This is a genomic window from Pseudothioglobus sp. nBUS_23, from assembly GCF_051201565.1.
In the GTDB taxonomy this organism is placed as follows: Bacteria; Pseudomonadota; Gammaproteobacteria; order PS1; family Pseudothioglobaceae; genus Pseudothioglobus.
The window spans coordinates 525,219-545,446 of the sequence record NZ_CP179200.1 but is presented as its reverse complement, the minus strand read 5'-3'; the positions used below and the strand labels follow the sequence as shown (position 1 = coordinate 545,446).

The following is a 20,228-nucleotide window of genomic DNA, read 5'->3' as shown; positions in this document are numbered from 1 at the left end:
TAAGCCACTAAATATTTTGATTTTACCTAATGCCTGATTTTCAAACTTTATTAATTTATATTATTCCATTGCTTTTCGCAATTACTCTGCATGAGGCTGCTCATGGCTGGATAGCTAGCAAACTTGGTGATCACACTGCAAGAATGATGGGCAGAGTTACACTTGATCCCACCAAGCACATTGATCCTATTGGAACCATAGCAATTCCTTTAGTTTTATTGATCTCATCATCAGGATTTATCTTTGGTTGGGCTAAACCCGTTCCAATCAACTTCAATGCACTTCGCAATGGGAAAAATGGCATGATATGGGTAGCTTTGGCGGGACCTGTGGCTAATATTGTTATGGCGGTTTGCTGGTTATTTGTAATGATTATTGCGATTAATATGAATATAGCTGTACTCATTGAGATGGGTAGGATCGGTATTCTTGTGAATTGCGTTCTTGCGGTTTTTAATCTATTACCCATCCCTCCCCTAGATGGCTCAAGGGTGATAAGTGCGCTTCTTCCTAATCGATTGGCCTATCAATACAACCAGTTAGAGCAATATGGTCTATATATCCTTTTAGGTTTAATGTTTCTTGGGGGTTTTAACTACCTAGTCAGGCCATGGGTTGAGCTAATTTTAGGTTGGTTTAACTATGCACTGATTGTCCTAGGATGAGCAACTAAGCTCAAGATTTTTAGCCCAATCAGGTGGCTCACTATCATATGACTCATAGTCAAGATGGTTATCAAAGGGCTTTTCAAGAAGCCTAAACAGAATATCAATTTCTTCATATTTTTGAAGGTCTTCGGCTTCTCTAATTGCAACCTCAGCCAAGTAGTTTCGAAGAATATATTTTGGATTAAACTGCTTCATCAAATTTAAGCTCTGTGTTAAATTTTCCTCTTTATTCATTCTTTTTTTATAATCTTTAAGCCAAGATTTAAAATTATCTCCCAATAAATTCTCGTTCTGATTTAAAAGCATTCTCATTGATCTGTGATAGTCTTTTTTCTGAGTATAAAGAAGGTCTAAAAAGTTATTTATCAGGTTATTATCACCTTCATCTTGGAGGATTAAACCGAACTTACTCCTCATCAAATACGAGTACTCTTTGACTAATATTTTTTCATAAGTTGATAAAGCATCCTTTAGCTGGTCTTCTTGAATGAGCGACTCTAAAGCACCAGCTAGTCGCTGTAAGTTCCATAATGCAACTGATGGCTGTCTCTCAAATGAGTATCTTCCTTGAGTATCTGAATGATTACAGATAAAGGCTGGATCATAAGTTTCCATAAAACTGAAAGGGCCATAATCAATTGTTAATCCTAGAATAGACATATTGTCTGTATTCATAACTCCATGAGAAAAACCCTGAGCTTGCCACCTTGCTATCATTATTGAGGTAGATTCTATCACCTGTTTAAAGAGTCCTAAATAATCACCTTGCTCAAGCTCAACCATATGATATTTAATTACAAAATCTGCTAATTTTTTTACGTTTTCATTATGACCTTGGGATGCAAAATATTCAAAGTGACCAAACCTTATATGGCTCTCAGCAACTCTGGTAACGATTGCTGCATTTTCAACATGCTCTCTATAAACTTGTGAGGTACTATTCACTAGTGCAAGAGCCCTTGTTGTTGGAATATTAAGCCCTTGCATTGCTATTGAGCATAGGTACTCACGTATACTTGACCGAAGGACAGCGCGTCCATCAGCGCCACGTGAAAAGGGCGAGGTCCCAGCACCCTTGAGTGAGAGCTCTAACCCATCTATCTCACCAATCAAGCAAGAACGCCCGTCACCTAGCTGAGGGACAAAATATCCAAATTGGTGCCCTGCATAGACAGTAGATATTGGACTTTCATTAGCAAGAGGCTTTTCACCAGAGCAGATACTTAGAAGCTCAATTTCATTGGCTTTGATGCTTAATTCCTGCCTAAGACTCTCATTAATATGAATCAAAGAAGAATTTTCTAGCTTTTGAGTATGTACTTGTGCAAAAAAATCACTACCTAAATCTTTAAATTTAAGAGAGCTTTGCATTTAATATCTCGTTAACTTGTTTTGGGTTAGCTTTTCCTTGGGAAGCCTTCATGACCTGACCAACAAAAAAACCAAGTAATTTAGAATTACCATCTTTAAACTGTTGAACTTGTCCAGGATTATTCGCGATAACATCATCAATGATTAACTCGATAGCGCTTGAATCTGTCATCTGCTTTAAGCCTTGCTTGTCTATAATTTCATCTACTGATCCTTTACCATCCCACATTAATTTGAAAACATCCTTAGCAATTTTTCCAGAAATAGTGTTGTCAGTAATTCTTGAAATCAAAAGAAACAACTCATCTGCAGAGATCGGTGAATCGACAATTTCAATTTGACTTTTATTGAGAGCTGCAGAGAGATCTCCCATGACCCAATTAACAGTAAGCTTTGCATCCGCACCTTGTTTTATAATACTTTCAAAATACTCAGCCACTTCTTTTTGTGATGTTAAAACTTCTGCATCGTAGGGACTTAACCCAAGTGATTCAATAAATCTTATCTTTTTTTCAGTTGGAAGCTCTGGAAGCGCTTTCTTAATCTCTTCCAGAAGTTCATCACTGATGGCAACGGGTAAAAGATCAGGATCTGGGAAATATCTATAGTCATTAGCCTCTTCCTTAGATCTCATAGACCTGGTCTCGTTTTTAATTGAATCATAGAGTCTGGTTTCCTGAACTACAGAGCCGCCCTCCTCCAAAATATCAATCTGTCTTTCAACTTCTATATTAATAGCCTTCTCTAAAAATTTGAATGAATTAATATTCTTCAGTTCTGCTCTTGTTCCAAGACCCTCACCTTGCTTTCTGACTGAAACATTGGCATCACATCGAAAAGAGCCTTCCTGCATATTGCCATCACAAATACCAATGTACTGAACTAAGGCATGAATTTTCTTAGCATAGGCAACTGCCTCTTTTGCACTGCTCATGTCAGGTTCAGAGACAATTTCAAGCAATGGGGTTCCAGCACGATTAAGATCAATTGCAGTGAAGTCGTCATAAAGATCATGGATAGATTTTCCAGCATCCTCCTCTAGGTGGGCACGAGTAATGCCTACTGTTTTATGGTCTCCACTCTCTAAAGTGATTTCAATAGCACCCTCACCAACGATTGGAATCTCAAATTGTGAGATTTGATAGCCTTTGGGTAAGTCAGGATAGAAATAGTTCTTTCTCGCAAAAATCGAGTTTTTATTGATAGCTGCATTAACTGATAGGCCAAAACGGAGAGCCATTTTAACGACCTCCTCATTTAAAACCGGCAATACTCCAGGAAATCCAAGATCTACAGCACAAGCCTGAGTATTTGCTTTAGAGCCAAACGCAGTAGAGGCACCAGAAAATATCTTTGATTGAGTTCTTAATTGTGAGTGAATTTCTAGACCAATTACAGTTTCCCAAGTCATAGACAAGCCCCTAGCTTCCTGCTGGCGAATGTTTATGCCAGTCAGTCCTCATTTGAAATTGATGTGCTGCATTTAAGAGCAGTTCTTCTGACCAGTGGTTTCCAATTAACTGAAGCCCTACAGGCAAGTTACCTGAAAATCCAGCTGGAATGCTCATACCTGGAAGCCCCGCCAAGTTAACTGAGAGAGTATATATATCAGCCAAATACATCGAAACAGGATCTTTAACTGACCCTAATTTAAAAGCAACAGTAGGCGAGACAGGCCCCATGATAAGATCAACCTCTTTGAATACCTTTTTAAAATCTTCACTTATAAGCTGACGTACTTTTTGTGCTTTTAGGTAGAAGGCATCATAGTAACCTGCTGATAATGCATAAGCACCTATCATTATTCTTCTTTTGACTTCCTCCCCAAAACCCTCAGAACGTGATCTTAGATATAAATCATTTAAATCCTTTGGATCTTCACAACGATAGCCATACCTGACTCCATCAAATCTAGAGAGGTTAGATGAGCATTCACATGGAGCAACAATATAGTAAGCCGGTAGTGCATGAATCGAGCTTGGAAGTGAGACCTCTTTAATCTCAGCCCCCATTGACTCATATTCTTTAATAGACTGCATCAATATTTTTTCAACGCCTGATTCAAGCCCCTCAGAAAAGTACTCTTTTGGCAAACCAATCTTTAGACCGTTAACACTATCTTTGAGGCACTGCGTATAGTCAGGAACCGCTTTATTAGCACTAGTAGAGTCATGCTTATCAAAGCCAGCCATTGCATTTAGAATAATCGCAGCATCTTCTGCAGTTTGAGTCATTGGCCCTGCTTGATCAAGGCTTGATGCATATGCAATCATCCCATATCGAGAAATTCTCCCATAGGTTGGCTTAAGCCCAGTAATGCCACAAAGACTTGCTGGTTGGCGGATACTCCCCCCTGTATCAGTTCCTGTTGCAAACGGTGAGAGACGCGCTGCAACAGCTGCTGCTGAGCCTCCTGAGGATCCTCCTGGAACTTTACTGACATCCCAAGGGTTTTTAACAGGGCCGAAATATGAGTTCTCATTCGATGATCCCATGGCGAATTCATCCATATTGGTCTTTCCAAGCATAACCATATTTTCATTATTCAGTCTCTTTGTGACAGTTGCGTCATAAGGAGAAATAAAAGAATCCAACATTTTCGAACCAGCAGAAGTCTTGACTCCCTTAGTACAAAAGATATCTTTATGGGCATAAGGTATACCTGTAAGAATTGAGCTGTCCCCCTGTGTTATTTTTTTATCAGCGTCCTTTGCTTGAGAAAGCGCCTCATCTTCAGTAATAGAAATAAAAGCGTTCAGCTCTGAGTTGTTGATTCTATTTAAATAATGCTGGGTTAGCTCCAGAGAGGAAAAATCCTTATTTTTTAGACCTTTTATTAGCTCTGCAACGGTTAAATTATGCATGATTACTCAATTACTGTTGGTACGAGAAAATGACCTTTACCGGTCTTTGGGGCAATCGCTTGAAACTCTTCAAAAAGATCATCTTCCGACACCTTGTCCTCCCTTAATCGTTGGGACATTTTTAAGGGGTGGGCCATTGGTTCGGAATCACCAGTATCTATTTCGCCTAGTTTGTCCATCAAACTTAGAATATTATTCAGCTCAGCAGTAGCCTGCTCAATGTCTGTATCTTCAATATTGAGCCTGGCTAGGTAAGCAATTTCTTTAACTTTTTTATGATCTAATGACATATTTAAAATAAATTAGTGGCAAAAATTATTGACCACCCCATTAAAATTTTCCTTTGAGTATGAGTCTGTTAGGTATGACTCACCAAGGGCCTTTAAAAGAACTAAGCGTATCTTGCCATCAATTGATTTTTTATCCAGTGACATTGCCTCTATCAAAGTTTCGCTATCAATACTCTTTTTGATAGCTATTGGTAAATTAGCTTTTGAGAGAATATTTTCAACTCTTATCGCATCTTCATTTGATAGATGCCCTTCATCCATAGAGAGTTTGGCCGCCATGACCATTCCTATTGAAACAGCCTCTCCATGAAGATAATTACCGTAACCAAATGCATTTTCTATTCCGTGGCCAAATGTGTGGCCCAAGTTCAATAGTGCCCTCTTACCTCTTTCAAATTCATCGAGTGCCACAATGCTAGCTTTATCTTGACAAGAGTTAAAAATAATCTCTATGATTAAATCTTTATTGCGAGCCATAATTGATTCAATGTTATCCTCAAGCATGGATAAAAAGTCAGCGTTTCCAAGAAGACCATACTTAATGACCTCAGCCATTCCAGCAGAATATTCTTGCTCGCTCAAAGTATCTAGTGTATCAACATCGATAATAACTGCTTTTGGTTGGTAGAAGGCACCAATCATATTTTTACCCAATTCATGGTTGACCCCAGTTTTACCGCCAACGCTTGAATCGACTTGTGAGAGCAGTGTTGTAGGCACTTGAATAAAATTAACCCCTCTTTGATAGGAAGCAGCAGCAAAACCAGTAATATCTCCAACTACGCCACCACCTAAGGCAACAAGTGTAGAACTTCTATCAAATTTAGCCTTCAAAAGTGCATCAAAAACTTTATTTAACGTCTCTAATGTCTTAAATTTCTCTCCATCTGGCAGAACAACAGACTCAACATTAAAGCCTTCCAGAGCTGCTTTAAGCTTTTCAAGATACAAGGGAGCAATGGTTGTATTTGTTACAATCATAACCTGCTTGCCTTCAATGTGATCAGTCATCAATGAGTTCAAAGATAGTAAATCAGTACCAATATAAATTGGATAGGATTTATCAGCAAGCTCTACATTAAGAATTTTTGTTTTATCTGACATTAAGCAAATATCCTATGTTCACCTTCTCCAGATACATTTTCTATGCAACGCCCACATAAATCAATATGGCTCTTATTTTCTCCTATTTCAGGGCGATGATGCCAGCAACGAACGCACTTTTGATGAACACTCTTTCTTACTCTTATTGAAAGAGAACTATCAATCTCTTTGGCATCAGTTGATTTATTACTGAGTTCATGGAGATTTGCTTCTGAAGTAATAAAAACAAATCTTAACTCATTCTTAAGCTCTAACAATGCCTGATAATTCTTTTGATCACAGTAGATATCAACCTCAGCGTCTAGTGATGAGCCGATGTCCTTATTACGGCGCATTTCCTCAAGCTCTTTTCTTAGGTGCGTATTAATATCTCTGGCTGTTTCAATCGCCATATTGTCAAAATTACCTTTTAAGCCCTTGTACCAGGTCTCTAAAAAGACACTCTTCTGACTTGCGCCAGGTAAAAACTGCCAGATCTCCTCAGCTGTAAAGGAAAGGATTGGTGAAAGCCACCTTACCATGGCATGAGAGATATGGAACAATGCACTTTGCGCTGATCGCCTTGCCAATGAATCAGTCTGAGTTGTGTACTGCCTATCTTTAATGATATCGAGATAAAAACCCCCAAGATCGTTAGTACAAAAATTTAGAATTAATTTCATGACAAAATGAAAATTATAATTATCGTATTCTGAAATAACATTCTGCTGAAGATCAAATGTTTTAGAGACAATCCATCGATCTAATAAAATCATTTCTTCATTTTCAACTAAATCTTTATCTGGATCAAATCCTTGCATATTGGCCAACATAAAGCGCATAGTGTTTCTGATTCTTCTATAGCTATCTGCACTTCTATTGAGGATTTCATCTGAGACAGTCATCTCACCCGAATAGTCAGTACTGCCTATCCAAAGTCTTAATATATCAGCACCAAGAGAGTTAACAACTTTTTGTGGAGGTATTACATTTCCTAGAGATTTGCTCATCTTGTGCCCGTTTTGATCAACCGTAAAACCGTGAGTTAAAACTTGTTTGTAAGGCGCTTTATCATTAATTGCACATGAGGTCAACAAAGAAGATTGAAACCAGCCACGATGCTGATCAGAACCCTCTAGATACATATCAGCAACATCAGGCAGGTATTCACTTGCATTCAATACCGCATAATGGCTGACTCCAGAATCAAACCATACATCTAGAGTATCCGTTGTCTTCTCGTAATCTTTTGCGTCAGATCCTAACACCTCTTCTGCGTCAAGCTTAAACCATGCCTCTATACCTTCAACCTCAATTTTTTTTGCTATGACTTCAAATAAAGATTCGGTGTCTGGATGCAGCTCACCAGTATTCTTATTAACAAATAACGTAATCGGCGAACCCCAATACCTTTGACGAGAAATGCACCAGTCTGGTCTATTACCTACCATCAATTCAATTCGTTTTTGACCCCAATTAGGAATCCATTTAACCTTTGGAATCTCTTCATTAACCCTCTCTCTCAAGTTTTTCTGGGTCATTGAGACAAACCACTGAGGTGTAGCTCGGAAAATGACAGGGGTTTTGTGTCTCCAACAGTGGGGATATGAATGCGTTATTGGTTCATGCTTTACAAGGGTGCCTTTTTCATCAAGGATTCCAATAATAGTTGAATTAGCTCTAAAAATATACTCTCCACCAACTCCCTCAGTAGATTCAATAAATACGCCTCTGCCATCAACAGGACAGTCTACTGGCAGGTTATATTTAAGACCAACTATATAGTCATCTTGTCCGTGTGCTGGAGCTGTGTGAACTGCCCCTGTTCCTGCATCCGTAGTGACGTGTTCACCGAGTATGACAGGGACCTCTTTATCATAAAAAGGATGCTCAAGCATAATTCCTTCGAGTTCAGAGCCCTTATAAACCTTGTTCAATTTTTTAAATTTTTGTATACCGTATCTCTCGAGAGAAGATTCTAGCAAATCCTCTGATAAAAGAAAAAGACTCTTTCCTACATCAACAAGTGCATAATTAAATTCAGGATGCAAAGATACCGCTTCATTTGCAGGGAGTGTCCATGGGGTTGTCGTCCAAATGATCAGAGATACCGGTTTTTCTTGCGCAAAAAAATCGCCCTTAACTTTGAATGCAACATCGACCGTATCTGAGTTCTTATCCTTGTAATCCACCTCTGCCTCTGCTAATGCAGAAGAGCACTCAGTGCACCAATGAACTGGCTTGAAGCCTTTTGTAATATGACCATTTTTAACAATCTTTCCCAGTGAGCGAACAATGTCAGCCTCATATTTGAAATTCTTTGTCAAATAGGGATTGTCCCAGTCACCAATAATTCCCAGTCTCTTAAAATCAACCTTTTGTTTTTCAATTTGCTTATCAGCGTAATCTCTGCAAGCAGCTCTGAACTCATCAGCAGTGATTTTATGCCCAACCTTGCCTTTCTTTTTCTCAACCATATGCTCGATTGGAAGACCATGGCAGTCCCATCCAGGGACGTAGGGAGAATCAAAACCGGAGAGTGTTTTACTTTTTACAATGACATCCTTTAGTACCTTATTAACTGCATGGCCAATATGAATATCGCCATTTGCATAAGGCGGCCCATCATGCAAAACAAACAAGGGACTCCCTTTGAATTTATTTCGAATCTGTTGATTTAAATCTTGATCATGCCACTCCTTGAGAAATCCGCCTTCACGGTTAGCTAAGTTGGCCTTCATTGGAAAATCTGTCGCAGGCAAGTTTAAGGTGTTTTTATAGTCAGACATTCTGGCTTATAGTTATTTAAATCTAAAGACGCCATTATACTTGACCCATAGGCTATATCAAGAATGATAATCCATCCAAGATATGAATTTTAGTCTAGAAAAAAATTATAATTTTGGCCTATAAGTCGACTGAATTTAAGAGCGCCTGAACCTGTTTAGGTTTTAGATATTCTGATTGATTCGCCCTCAATTTTTCAGGCAAACGTATGTCACTAAATCTTGTTCTGATAAGACGAGACACTTTAAAGTCTAGCGCCTCCCAGAGCCTTCTGACTTCTCTTTTTCTTCCTTCTCTAACGACCACGTGATACCAGCGGTTAGCGCCCTCACCTCCCCCAATTGTCACTCTATGAAATTTAGCGAAACCATCCTCTAACTCGATACCGTTTGTGAGTTTATTGATGTGCTCATCTTCTACCTTACCTAAAACGCGAACTGCATATTCTCGGTCTATTTCAGAGCTTGGGTGCATTAATTTATTAGCCAAGTCACCGTTGTTTGTAAAGAGAAGAAGGCCTGATGTGTTAAGATCCAATCGACCTACCATAACCCAACGAGTGTTATCGGGTAAGAATTCAAAGACACTTTGTCGACCTTCTTCATCCTTATTGGAACAGATGACACCTGCCTGCTTATTCAGGATCAATACCTTTGTTTCTTCTTCTGAGTATCTACGAAGGTCAATTAACCTTCCATCGATAGTAACTTTATCCGTAATGATAGCTTTATCACCAAGCTTGGCTTCCAGATTATTAATTGATATCCTGCCCTGCTCGATTAATCTCTCAGCCCAGCGTCTTGAGCCATAGCCAGCATTGGCAATGAGTTTTTGTATTCTGTCAGACATAATTTATCTTACTCAGTAAGTTATTCCCATGGCATCTCTGACCTCTTCCATTGTGCTTCTAGCAACAACCCGAGCCCTTTCAGAGCCCTCAAAGATTATTTCTTGAATGAGGTTTGGATTAGACTCATACTTAGCTACCTCCTCTTGGATCGGCTCTAACTCTGAAACAATAGAATCCACAATGGGTTTTTTGCACTCAATACATCCAATTTTGGCACTTTGACAGCCATCCTTGACCCAATTTTGAGTTTGCTCAGATGAATAGATTTGATGCATTTGCCATACTGGGCATTTGTTTGGATCGCCTAGGTCTGTTAATTTGATTCGAGCGGGATCAGTTGGCATTCTGTTGACTTTTTGCTTGACTGTCTCGGGATCCTCTCTTAATGAAATCGTGTTATTGTAGGACTTAGACATTTTTTGCCCATCTAGGCCTGGCATTTTTGATGCCTCAGTTAAAAGCGCTTCGGGCTCTACAAGAATAATCTTTCCTAAGCCCTCTATAAAGCCTAGAAGCCTTTCCCTATCTCCCAGAGTAATATTTTGCTGCTCTCCGAGCAGAGCTTTGGCTTTTACAAGAGACTCATCATCACCAGTCTCCTGATAACTCTTCCTTAATTCTCTGTAGAGTTTTGCCTGCTTTTTGCCCATCTTAGTAATGGCTGACTCAGCCTTCTCTTCAAAATCAGACTCCCTTCCATATACAAAGTTAAACCTTCTTGCTACCTCTCTAGTGAATTCGACATGTGCAACTTGGTCCTCACCAACAGGAACGAGTCCGGCTTTGTAGATCAAAATGTCTGCACTTTGAAGAAGCGGATACCCCAAAAAACCATAGGTCGAAAGGTCTTTAGATTTAAGTTTCTCTTGCTGATCTTTAAATGATGGAACACGCTCGAGCCAACTGAGAGGCGTAGTCATAGATAAAAGCAAATGGAGCTCTGCATGCTCTGGAACCTTTGACTGAACAAATAAAGTAGCTGTGTTGGGGTTGAGTCCTGTTGCAAGCCAGTCCACAATCATATCTGAAACATTTTTTTCAAGATCAATTCTATCCGAGTAGTGCGTCGTGAAAGCATGCCAGTCTGCAACAAAATAGTATGAATCATATTCATTTTGAAGCCTAGCCCAGTTCTTAAGGACTCCGTGGTAGTGGCCCAAGTGGAGTTGTCCTGTTGGGCGCATTCCCGATAGTACGCGATGATCTTTCATTGTATTTTTATTAGTATTATATGGTTAATTATATGGTTAAAATTATTATCCCACAGTTTGGCTATAACATTCCAAACCATCAAGAACCAGATTGTCAAAGATTTGGACAGAGTTGGGAAGTTCATTTTTTATCTCATCAACAAAACCTCCACAAATTGTGACTATTCCATCTGAAAACATTTCATTAAATTTTTCAATTTGATTATTGATGGATGATATAAGCATTGCCTGTGTTCCGTTTTTCCATGAATCTTTTGTGTTACTAGCCAAGCCATCAATATTAGTAGACAAATCTGTCGTTTCGAACTTTGAAAAACTAATTCTAAGGGCTCCAAGACCAGGCATGATTAAACCACCCTGATGAATACCATCCCCATCGATAACATCAAAAGTCGTTGCAGTGCCTGTATCAATTACAAGCAAAGGTTTTTTAGGAAATTGGTTCATTGCGCCAAGCATGGCGAAGAATCTATCTGAACCTAGGCTTGATGGATCATCATAGGCGACTAGCAAATTGTTACATTTTTTTTGAGAGTTTAAAAGATGAAATTCTTTAAATAGACTCTTAATATCTTCGACAATGTCTAAATTAGCAACAGCACTGACCCAAGCTGTATCAGCTTGAGGCAGAGTGCTTAATAAAAATTCATCTACCCTCTTAGAATAGACATCTGACTCTCGAGTGCGCCACTTAATAGCAGAGTTCCCTATATCGATGTAGATGTTAGATTGGGACATCAAAAAGAGCTGCATTAATCCAGAGGTGCGTCACAATACTTGCGCCGTAACCCAGAGCAATAGCCCAAATCCATTTCAGGTGAGATACAAAAGTGTAGTAACCTTTGGATTGTCCCATAAGGGCAACGCCGGCGGCCGATCCAATTGATAGGAGGCTGCCGCCAACTCCAGCTGTCAGGGTTACAAGAAGCCATTGACCTAAGGACATGTCAGGAGTCATGGTTAGAACCGCAAACATTACCGGGATGTTATCGACAATGGCAGAGAGTATTCCTACAAGCACGTTTGCATAGGTCGCACCTAGTTCCACATACATAGCCTCAGAGACTAGAGCCAAATAACCCATAAAGCCAAGGCCGCCAACACTTACAATGACGCCAAAGAAAAATAAAAGTGTATCCCACTCCGCTCTAGAGACCATCGTAAAGATATCAAATCTTTCTGATTTATCTTCATTAGGATTATGACGCTTCACAAAGTAACTGACAATCATCAGGTAACCGAGGCCTGTCATCATTCCCATTGCTGGCGGGAGATGAAGGAAGTTATGGAAGCTTACTGCTGTTGCAATTGTTACAAGAAACATAAAAGTGATTAGTATTCCGCCAGTTTTAATGTCAACTTGTTCACTAATTGCCTTGGGCTTTTCATTTTTGATTGCAAAATGCATAATAGCTGCAGGTATAAGATAGTTGACCGCTGATGGAACAAATAGTACAAAGAACTGCTGAAAGTCAACTAGGCCTTTTTGCCATACCATCAAAGTTGTAATATCTCCAAATGGGCTGAATGCACCACCCGCATTAGCAGCTACAACAATATTCACAAAGCCAATGGATATAAAGCGTGCATTACCAGCACCTACTGCTAATACAACTGCGCCCATTACCAGAGCAGTCGTTAGGTTGTCTGCGATTGGAGACATAAAGAAAGCTAAAATTCCAGTTAGCCAGAAAAGCTGTCTATAAGAGAATCCCCTTGATATAAGCCAAACTTTGAGCTTATCAAAAACCAAACGCTCCCTCATTGATTCGATGTAAGTCATTGCCACTAATAGGAATAAGAATAGCTCTGCAAACTCCAAAAAATTATGTCTAACTGCAGCCTCAGCAGCATGTGGAATATCATTTACAGCATAAATCCATCCAATAATGGCCCAGATAATACCTGCAGCCAGAATCACTGGCTTAGACTTTCTAAGATGGGTGAATTCTTCGATCATCACAAAGAAATATGCACTTACAAATATGATTAACGCAATGTATCCCGCAGCATGGTCAGTTAAATCGATACTTTCGTAGGATGAGGCTGCAAAACTTAGGCTTGGGATTAAGGTGATTAGTAGTAATATGATTTTATTCATTGTTATTAATTTTTAGAATTGGTCCATGTTCATCGTTAAGAGTAATTTCTCTGTCCAGCAAGTCGATATCCAGAGTTGCAATACAGTAAAAATACGAATTGAATTTTACACTATTAACGACAATACCGCTCCCTTTATAACGATTCCCTCTTGCTTTTGCAGCCTTAGAGGATGAACAATAAAGACTGTCGCCAACTTGCATTTCAAAATCAGATTTGAAAGCAAATAATCTTCTCTTTGCCTCTCCCAGATAATGAAGCCTTGCCACAACCTCTTGTCCTGGATAGCAGCCTTTTGAGAAATTAACACCAATTTCATTTATATCTAAATTAAGCATTTGAGGAACAAACTTTTCACTTGAACTTAAAAATACTTCAGGGATTTTATAGTCAATACATGCTTTAGCCCATAGATCATAACCTGAAGAGAAATCTTTTTTCATTAATTCATTGGAATCAATCAACAATGACAAATTTTCATTAATAGAATAAGCATTAGAGTTACTTTCATTGATTAAGCCAATTTGGTTGTATTGACTCGAAATATCCTCAATTTTCACATCTGACATAATCACAAACATCTTGAGTCTTGAGATTACTTTTTCATTTAAATCCTCTGGGAATGAGAGCAGAAAGTCATCACCAGATCTCATTACCCAGAATAAGGCGATTATTTTCCCTTGATGCTGACAGAAACTACTTAACTGAACACCTTTTTTAAGTAGGTTTATATCATTAGATAATTGTGACTGTAAAAAGACTTCAGCATCAGCCCCTGAAACCCTTAATAATGCTCTATTAGTAACAACAACAGTCATTTAATAAGCTCCTTGATAGTTTGAAAGGCTATTTTATCAACTTTATTGATTTGAATTGATTTTTGAACAAAAAAAACCCAGGGCAAGCCCTGGGTTTAACACTAACTTATTACTAAGTTAACTGCTGTATCTAAATCTAGATTTAGAATGCAACAGAAGCCTTAAGTGTAAGTGCATCGTCGAATGAATCATACGTTGCAGAAATCGCAGCACCTGAAGTTAGGTCACGAGATACAGCAATCGTAGTGAAAGCATCTTTCTGAGATGTATTCCAGTGCGTATTAGTGTTAGTTGGAGTAGTTGCAGCACGCTCAGAAGTATGAGTCACAACAACAGTATTTCCTGTAACACCAAATGTTGCAGTTACGTTTGCATCACTGTCTAAAGTTACTGCAGTTCCAGCAACAGTAGTACCTAGAGTCCAAGTAGTTGAACCATCATCATTAGTCAAGCTAATGTCCATTCCAGCGATTGAAGCTGAACCTGTTGTAGAATCACCATCATCAGACAATGTATGCGCAACAGTAACACCTGAGAAAGTACCAGTAACAGTAACATCACCACCATCATTAAGACCGATAGTAGCATCACCAAGAGGCGCATCCAAGCTTACAGTTACAGATCTGTTATCACCACTGTCAGTCTTACGACCACCAGTTGTAGTTACAGTAGTTGAATCATCTTCGTCATACATATCAGCAGATACAGTCAAAGGACCAACAGTTGTAGCAAGAGTTGTTGCAGTAACACCTACAGCAGTATCAATATCCATTGACTGTGTAAATGTTGTAGCACCAGCAGTACCAGTAACTGTTAAATCAGCATCATACGTTGTAGCAGAAGCAGCTGCACCTTTATCATCATATGATACAGAAGCTGTTCCACTTAACGCGATAGCACCCATAGCAGAACCAGAGGCTACTGCTGTAGTTGCGAATAGTGCGATTAGTTTTTTCATTTTATTCTCCATTTAGAATATTTAATTGTTGGTTTTACCAACACCCTTATGCTATCTATAAAAAATAACAATGTGCACATAATAACTATTTTTAATTATCTTGTCAACAACTAATTGAAAAAATAATACAAAAAGTTGTTTTTTTTCAACAATGCTAATAATTTTTCCCCAATTATATTGCTAGAGCTTGATTTAACTTGAATTTAAAAAAACTATTATTATTAAGCTTTTAATGAAAAAAGCTGTAATTTAATTAGATATTTAAATAACTATAATCCTTATTTGTTGCAAATATGAGATTTGTTGAAAAAAAACCGGGCTGTGCCCGGCTTTTTTCGATTTAAAGATACTTATTTTAAAATAGATATCCGCCATGTCCTGCACCTATCATACACAGAAGCATTGGAACTGAAAGAACAACATTAGTTCTGGAGGCCATTGCAGCTGTGAACTTTGCCTTTGCAACATCATCAGCACTTGCCTCAACAATACCGAGAACTTTTTTCTGATTAGGCCAAATAAGAACCCATACGTTAAAGAGCATAATCGTACCCATCCATGCCCCTAAACTCATCATGGCACCCGCGGGAGCTTGAAATAGAAAAGTATCTACAAATCCATACTGTGGTGAAATTGATAAAGCCCATGCGCCTGTCAGCCATGTTGCTGCTGCAGCCATTCTGAACCATAAGAGCGCTCGTGGTGCGACATATTTTCCAATTGCTGCTGGACCTGGCCCACCCTCATCAGCTAATGCATCAGCCAATGCTGGCACCTGAACAAAATTAAAGTAATACAGAAGACCAATCCAGGTTACACCAAACAATACATGAAGCCAAATACTTAAATTTCTGGTAATTAGAGATGAGTTTTCAGGTGAAAGAAAAATTGCTATAAGAATTGCAAGAACAAAACCACTGATTATTGTTCCTCTTACTGAAGTTAATGGATTCATAGTATTAAAATTTAGTTGAATTGATGTAATTATAAATAGTTCAAAATCATTTAATTGTTTTTTTATGATTTATATTTATATTTATAATTATAGTCTTATAAATAAATTAACAACAAAGTAAAGAAATATGCTATTAAATTTTAAGCGTCTTACTTATTTAATATTCTTAATTGGTTTCCTCTCAGCCTCATCAATAATTGCAAATGAAGCTCCTGAAGTGATAGAGTACCAAGGAAGTAAGTTAATTATTAATGGTCAAGGCACTCGTGTTATTTTCTTTATGAATGTATACGAGGGAAGCCTCTACCTTGAAACTAAAAGCTCTGATGCTCAAAAAATAGTTACTGATAATTCATCAATGGCTATTCGTATTGATGTCAAATCAGAAATGGTCACAGCTGATGCTATGAAAAAAGCTTTAAGTGAAGGGCTTGAAAAAGCAACTAATAATAATACAGCCCCAATATCAAAAGAATTAGAGCAATTGTCATCAGCATTTAATTCTTCAGTTTCATCAGGTGATTTCTATGAATTTATTTACATTCCAGAGATTGGTATGCATGTTTTAAAGAATAATGAGCTTGTTGAATCAATACCTGGACTTGATTTTAAGAAAGCTTTCTTTGGAATATTCTTGTCAGACAACCCTATTCAAAAAAATTTAAAAAAAGCGATGCTCGGAGTTTAATACAATATGTCAAATCACCCTATCTCATTCGATGACTGGCAAGACTATCCATCAACCCTTGATCCTATTCATGTGTCTTGGCTTAAAAATGCAAAAAAATCTAAAACTGCTTTTTCAGTTGCTGATATTGAGGGTGTAGAAATTTCTCATAAAAGATTTTTAACTGGAGTTTTGCTGTTCTCTAAAAAAATTGCTGAGTACAGCCCTGAGCAAAATGTTGGTTTACTTTTGCCTAGTAGTGGCGGAGGTGCAATTGCTTTAATAGCAATCCTTTCACTTGGAAAAACTATCGTTAACCTAAATTTTACAGCCGGGAAAAAGGCACTTCAATCTGCAGCTCAACAAGCTGAAGTTAAACACATTTATACTTCTCGTAAATTCTTAGATAAGATGCTAGAGAGAGGTATGGATTTAGAGTCATTTTTTCCTAATGCCAAACTTTTGATGCTTGAAGATATTCGTGAAGAAATTTCAACTATATCCAGAATTGCTACTCTTTTAAAAGCGATCTTATTTCCTGTTAGTTTGATTCGAAAAAGTTACTTTAAACAGGTTTCAATGAGTGATACAGCTGCCATTTTATTTTCAAGTGGTAGTGAGGGCTCTCCAAAAGGCGTTGAACTATCACATAGTAATATTGCAGCGAATGCTAAACAAGCAGCTCTTGAATTGGGTGCTGTTGAGAGCGATGTCATTATGTCTACGCTTCCAACCTTCCATGCATTTGGTTTTGCGATTACAACATTAATGCCTCTATCGGAAGGCATCCCTATTGTTTGCCATGCAGATCCCAAAGATGTAACAACAATTGCGAGTGGAATACAAAAATACTCAGGAACAATATTAGTTGGAACACCAACTTTTCTCAGAATGTATACACTAAGCAAGAAAGTAAACACTAAATCCATGAAATCACTGAGGCTTGTCGTAGCAGGTGCGGAAAAATTAAGATCTGAAGTTAGGGATGGTTTTGAAAAAAAATTTAATATGCCAGTTTTTGAAGGCTATGGAACAACAGAAACATCGCCTGGTGCATCTGTAAATTTACCAGATATTGACTCTCCATTTAAACTTAGAAATAGACCAGGAACCGTAGGCAAGGCATTTAGTGGAACAGAATTTAGGATAGTTGATCCTGACTCTTTGGAGCCTATTCCTACTGGAGAGGATGGATTGATTTTAATAGGAGGCCCTCAAATAATGAAAGGCTATCTAAAGATGCCCAAGAAAACTGCCGAAGTTATTGAGATTATTGATGGCTACAGATGGTATCGAACCGGAGACAAGGGTCATTTGGATGATGATGGCTTTTTAACAATTGTTGACAGGTACTCAAGATTTGCAAAAATTGGGGGTGAGATGATAAGCCTCACAACTGTTGAAGAAGAAATTTTAGACGCTCTTAATGATAAAGACTTGGAGATTGCAGCCACTTGCTTGCCAGACCAACGTAAGGGTGAAAAAATTGTTCTTCTCTCAACCAATAAAATTGAGAAAAGTGCGCTTACAAAAATTCTTTCAGATGCAAAAATTAACCCGCTATATCACCCATCTTCTGTACTTGTTGTTGACGAGATACCAAAACTTGGAAGTGGCAAGACAGACTTTGGTGCTACTAAAAAAATTGCATTAGTCAATGACCAATAATTAGATGAATGCCAGAGTTGCCTGAAGTCGAAACTACCCGTAAAGGCCTAGAGCCACTAATTACTAGTAGAAAAATAGTATCTGTTCATATATATAAACATAGGCTTCGATGGGAGATACCCTCTCATCTTAAAAACACATTAAAGAATCGTACTATAAAAAAAATCTCAAGGCGTGCAAAGTATTTGTTAGTCCACTTTGATCATGGACAGTTGATTATGCATCTTGGAATGTCAGGATCCATAAGCGTAGTCAGCTCTTTTGAGCCATTAAAAAAACATGAGCACTTCGAACTTAAATTAGATAACAGCTCAAGTTTAAGATTTCATGACCCTAGAAGGTTTGGATCAATTCTTTGGCAAAACCTTAACGAAACCATCACTCTTTTAAATAGCCTAGGGCCAGAACCATTGAGCTATGAGTTTGATAATGACTCGCTTTTTAACTCATCTACTGGAAGATTAAGAAATATTAAATCTTTTATTATGGATAGTAGTGTAGTTGTTGGAGTTGGTAATATATATGCATCTGAGAGTCTATTCCTGGCTGGAATATCACCAAAAAGAGAGGCTGGCAAAACATCCAAAAAGCGCTTCAAAGTTTTAACTAATTCCATAAAAAATGTATTAACAGATGCAATTAATAATGGCGGTACAACCCTAAATGATTTTTCAAATGTTGATGGCAATCCTGGATATTTTTCACAAGTGCTTAATGTTTATGGCAGGGAAAATATGCCATGTTTGAGGTGCAGTGGTAAAATTAAAAGAATTATTCAAAATCAACGTGCAACTTATTACTGTCCTAAATGTCAACATTAGACAATCCAAAAGCTTTATATCAGAGTAACTGCTCCACAAACTCTGAGCCTTATGCACTTCAAAATATTGGTGATATGATGTCACCAGAGTTTAGTGAAAATTGCATTATCATCATTGATCCATCAATGCAAGTTCACCATAAAGCTTACGTCATTATTGAGCTAGATAATGAGCTTTATTTTCGTCAATATTTTGAAGAAAATGATAGGAAATTTTTAAGATGTATAAACTCCTCATATGCTGAAATTGAACTAAACAATAACTTTGAAGTTCGAGGGTGCATAGTTCAGCAAAAACAAAGAAAACAGAAGTCACTCCATTATTACCTTCCTAATGTATTTTCTGGAGAAATTGAATTTACCTCAAAGGGAAAAGAGAAGCCTAAATAATAAAACGAGCCCTATTCCATCCAGATAAGATGTGCCATTCTGCCAGAATTCAACCCATCTCTCCGATAAGAAAAAAAATCTTCTGATTCATGAAAAGTACACCTATCGCCACCAGAAATTGAATTTATGTGCAAACCCTCAAGAATCACTTTGGCTGCATCGTATAGATCAAGATAAATTTTATTATTTTTAATTAAAAAAGAACGCTCAAAGTTGACATTTTTGGACAAATAAAGCCTCATAACTTCCTCTCCAACTTCAAAGTAATGCTTTGAAATTGCAGGGCCAAGATGAACGATTAGATGTTCTCCATCCGAATTAAAGGATTTGATTAGATTATCAATAACTCCAGAAACCAGCCCTCTCCAACCAGCATGGGCAAGGCCAACCATTGTCCCATTTTTTTTACTTACAAAGACTGGCAAGCAATCTGCAGTCATAATTCCACAAACAATTCCCACTCTAGATGTAAAACTTGCATCAGCTTCAATAATTGTATTTGTTAATGCAGCATCTATACAAATAGATGAGTGTACTTGATTTATCCATACTGGTGAAGAAGGTAAATTAAACAGACCTTCGAGAATATTTCGATTTTCTATTACATTTTCTTTATTATCATTAACATGTAAAGCTAAATTGAAATTATTAAAGTTTCCAGAGCTTCTGCCTCCATGAATAAATCTTTGTGTAGATATAAGTTTGACATTTTTAGGAAATCCGTCCAT

19 protein-coding genes are annotated in these 20,228 nt (G+C 37.9%); 5 read left to right on the top strand and 14 right to left on the bottom strand.

Annotated elements, in window-relative coordinates; translation table 11 throughout:
• Window positions 1–29: 29 nt before the first annotated feature.
• Complete coding sequence (locus tag ACMAZA_RS02720) at window positions 30–665, top strand: site-2 protease family protein (protein ID WP_435189811.1); 636 nt, start codon at window positions 30–32, stop codon at window positions 663–665.
• Here ACMAZA_RS02720 and ACMAZA_RS02715 read toward each other — a convergent pair.
• The 13 genes from ACMAZA_RS02715 to ACMAZA_RS02655 all read right to left on the bottom strand — a co-directional run bounded on the left by ACMAZA_RS02715 (window position 657) and on the right by ACMAZA_RS02655 (window position 15,955).
• On the bottom strand, window positions 657–2,039 hold the full coding sequence (locus tag ACMAZA_RS02715; RefSeq protein WP_435189809.1) for a protein adenylyltransferase SelO: 1,383 nt from the start codon (window positions 2,037–2,039) through the stop codon (window positions 657–659). The two genes, ACMAZA_RS02720 and ACMAZA_RS02715, sit on opposite strands and share 9 nt — an antisense overlap.
• Complete coding sequence (gene gatB, locus ACMAZA_RS02710; protein WP_435189807.1) at window positions 2,023–3,450, bottom strand: Asp-tRNA(Asn)/Glu-tRNA(Gln) amidotransferase subunit GatB; 1,428 nt, start codon at window positions 3,448–3,450, stop codon at window positions 2,023–2,025. The genes ACMAZA_RS02715 and gatB overlap by 17 nt, the downstream gene beginning before the upstream one ends.
• A gap of 10 nt (window positions 3,451–3,460) precedes the next feature.
• Window positions 3,461–4,903, bottom strand: a complete 1,443-nt coding sequence (gene gatA, locus ACMAZA_RS02705) for an Asp-tRNA(Asn)/Glu-tRNA(Gln) amidotransferase subunit GatA (protein WP_435189806.1) — start codon at window positions 4,901–4,903, stop codon at window positions 3,461–3,463.
• Window positions 4,904–4,905: 2 nt separating this feature from the next.
• Window positions 4,906–5,193, bottom strand: coding sequence for an Asp-tRNA(Asn)/Glu-tRNA(Gln) amidotransferase subunit GatC (gene gatC, locus ACMAZA_RS02700; RefSeq protein WP_435189804.1), 288 nt, complete (start codon window positions 5,191–5,193; stop codon window positions 4,906–4,908).
• Between the two features lie 12 nt (window positions 5,194–5,205).
• The gene (gene aroB, locus ACMAZA_RS02695) at window positions 5,206–6,297 is read right to left on the bottom strand and encodes a 3-dehydroquinate synthase (protein WP_435189802.1); all 1,092 of its coding nucleotides are present in this window, start codon (window positions 6,295–6,297) and stop codon (window positions 5,206–5,208) included.
• Window positions 6,297–9,065, bottom strand: coding sequence for an isoleucine--tRNA ligase (gene ileS / locus ACMAZA_RS02690; RefSeq protein ID WP_435189800.1), 2,769 nt, complete (start codon window positions 9,063–9,065; stop codon window positions 6,297–6,299). The genes aroB and ileS overlap by 1 nt, the downstream gene beginning before the upstream one ends.
• Window positions 9,066–9,183: 118 nt before the next feature.
• Window positions 9,184–9,912 (bottom strand): pseudouridine synthase, encoded by a 729-nt coding sequence (locus ACMAZA_RS02685; RefSeq protein ID WP_435189798.1) that lies wholly within the window; start codon window positions 9,910–9,912, stop codon window positions 9,184–9,186.
• 12 nt (window positions 9,913–9,924) lie between these two features.
• A complete protein-coding gene (locus ACMAZA_RS02680; protein ID WP_435189796.1) occupies window positions 9,925–11,124 on the bottom strand; it encodes a tryptophan--tRNA ligase in 1,200 nt (399 codons plus the stop codon).
• Between the two features lie 45 nt (window positions 11,125–11,169).
• A complete protein-coding gene (locus tag ACMAZA_RS02675; RefSeq protein ID WP_435189794.1) occupies window positions 11,170–11,862 on the bottom strand; it encodes a type III pantothenate kinase in 693 nt (230 codons plus the stop codon).
• On the bottom strand, window positions 11,849–13,225 hold the full coding sequence (gene nhaD, locus ACMAZA_RS02670) for a sodium:proton antiporter NhaD (RefSeq protein ID WP_435189792.1): 1,377 nt from the start codon (window positions 13,223–13,225) through the stop codon (window positions 11,849–11,851). The genes ACMAZA_RS02675 and nhaD overlap by 14 nt, the downstream gene beginning before the upstream one ends.
• Window positions 13,218–14,042 carry a YgfZ/GcvT domain-containing protein gene (locus tag ACMAZA_RS02665; RefSeq protein ID WP_435189790.1) on the bottom strand — a complete coding sequence of 275 codons (825 nt, stop codon included), beginning with the start codon at window positions 14,040–14,042 and terminating at the stop codon, window positions 13,218–13,220. The genes nhaD and ACMAZA_RS02665 overlap by 8 nt, the downstream gene beginning before the upstream one ends.
• A 142-nt stretch (window positions 14,043–14,184) precedes the next feature.
• Complete coding sequence (locus ACMAZA_RS02660; protein ID WP_435189789.1) at window positions 14,185–15,000, bottom strand: hypothetical protein; 816 nt, start codon at window positions 14,998–15,000, stop codon at window positions 14,185–14,187.
• A 355-nt stretch (window positions 15,001–15,355) separates the two neighbouring features.
• A complete protein-coding gene (locus ACMAZA_RS02655) occupies window positions 15,356–15,955 on the bottom strand; it encodes a urate hydroxylase PuuD (protein ID WP_435189787.1) in 600 nt (199 codons plus the stop codon).
• Between the two features lie 127 nt (window positions 15,956–16,082).
• Here ACMAZA_RS02655 and ACMAZA_RS02650 point away from each other — a divergent pair, with 127 nt between their 5' ends.
• Genes ACMAZA_RS02650 through ACMAZA_RS02635 form a run of 4 tightly spaced genes read left to right on the top strand, consistent with a single transcriptional unit; the run spans window position 16,083 to window position 19,500 of the window.
• A complete protein-coding gene (locus ACMAZA_RS02650) occupies window positions 16,083–16,643 on the top strand; it encodes a chalcone isomerase family protein (protein WP_435189785.1) in 561 nt (186 codons plus the stop codon).
• Window positions 16,644–16,649: 6 nt separating this feature from the next.
• Window positions 16,650–18,290, top strand: a complete 1,641-nt coding sequence (locus tag ACMAZA_RS02645) for an AMP-binding protein (protein WP_435189783.1) — start codon at window positions 16,650–16,652, stop codon at window positions 18,288–18,290.
• Between the two features lie 8 nt (window positions 18,291–18,298).
• Window positions 18,299–19,111: a bifunctional DNA-formamidopyrimidine glycosylase/DNA-(apurinic or apyrimidinic site) lyase gene (gene mutM / locus ACMAZA_RS02640; RefSeq protein ID WP_435189782.1), complete on the top strand. Its 813-nt coding sequence runs from the start codon at window positions 18,299–18,301 to the stop codon at window positions 19,109–19,111.
• Window positions 19,099–19,500, top strand: a complete 402-nt coding sequence (locus ACMAZA_RS02635) for a S24 family peptidase (protein WP_435189780.1) — start codon at window positions 19,099–19,101, stop codon at window positions 19,498–19,500. Before mutM ends, ACMAZA_RS02635 begins: the two co-directional genes overlap by 13 nt.
• Before the next feature lie 11 nt (window positions 19,501–19,511).
• Here ACMAZA_RS02635 and pgeF read toward each other — a convergent pair whose 3' ends face one another.
• Complete coding sequence (pgeF, locus tag ACMAZA_RS02630) at window positions 19,512–20,228, bottom strand: peptidoglycan editing factor PgeF (RefSeq protein WP_435189778.1); 717 nt, start codon at window positions 20,226–20,228, stop codon at window positions 19,512–19,514.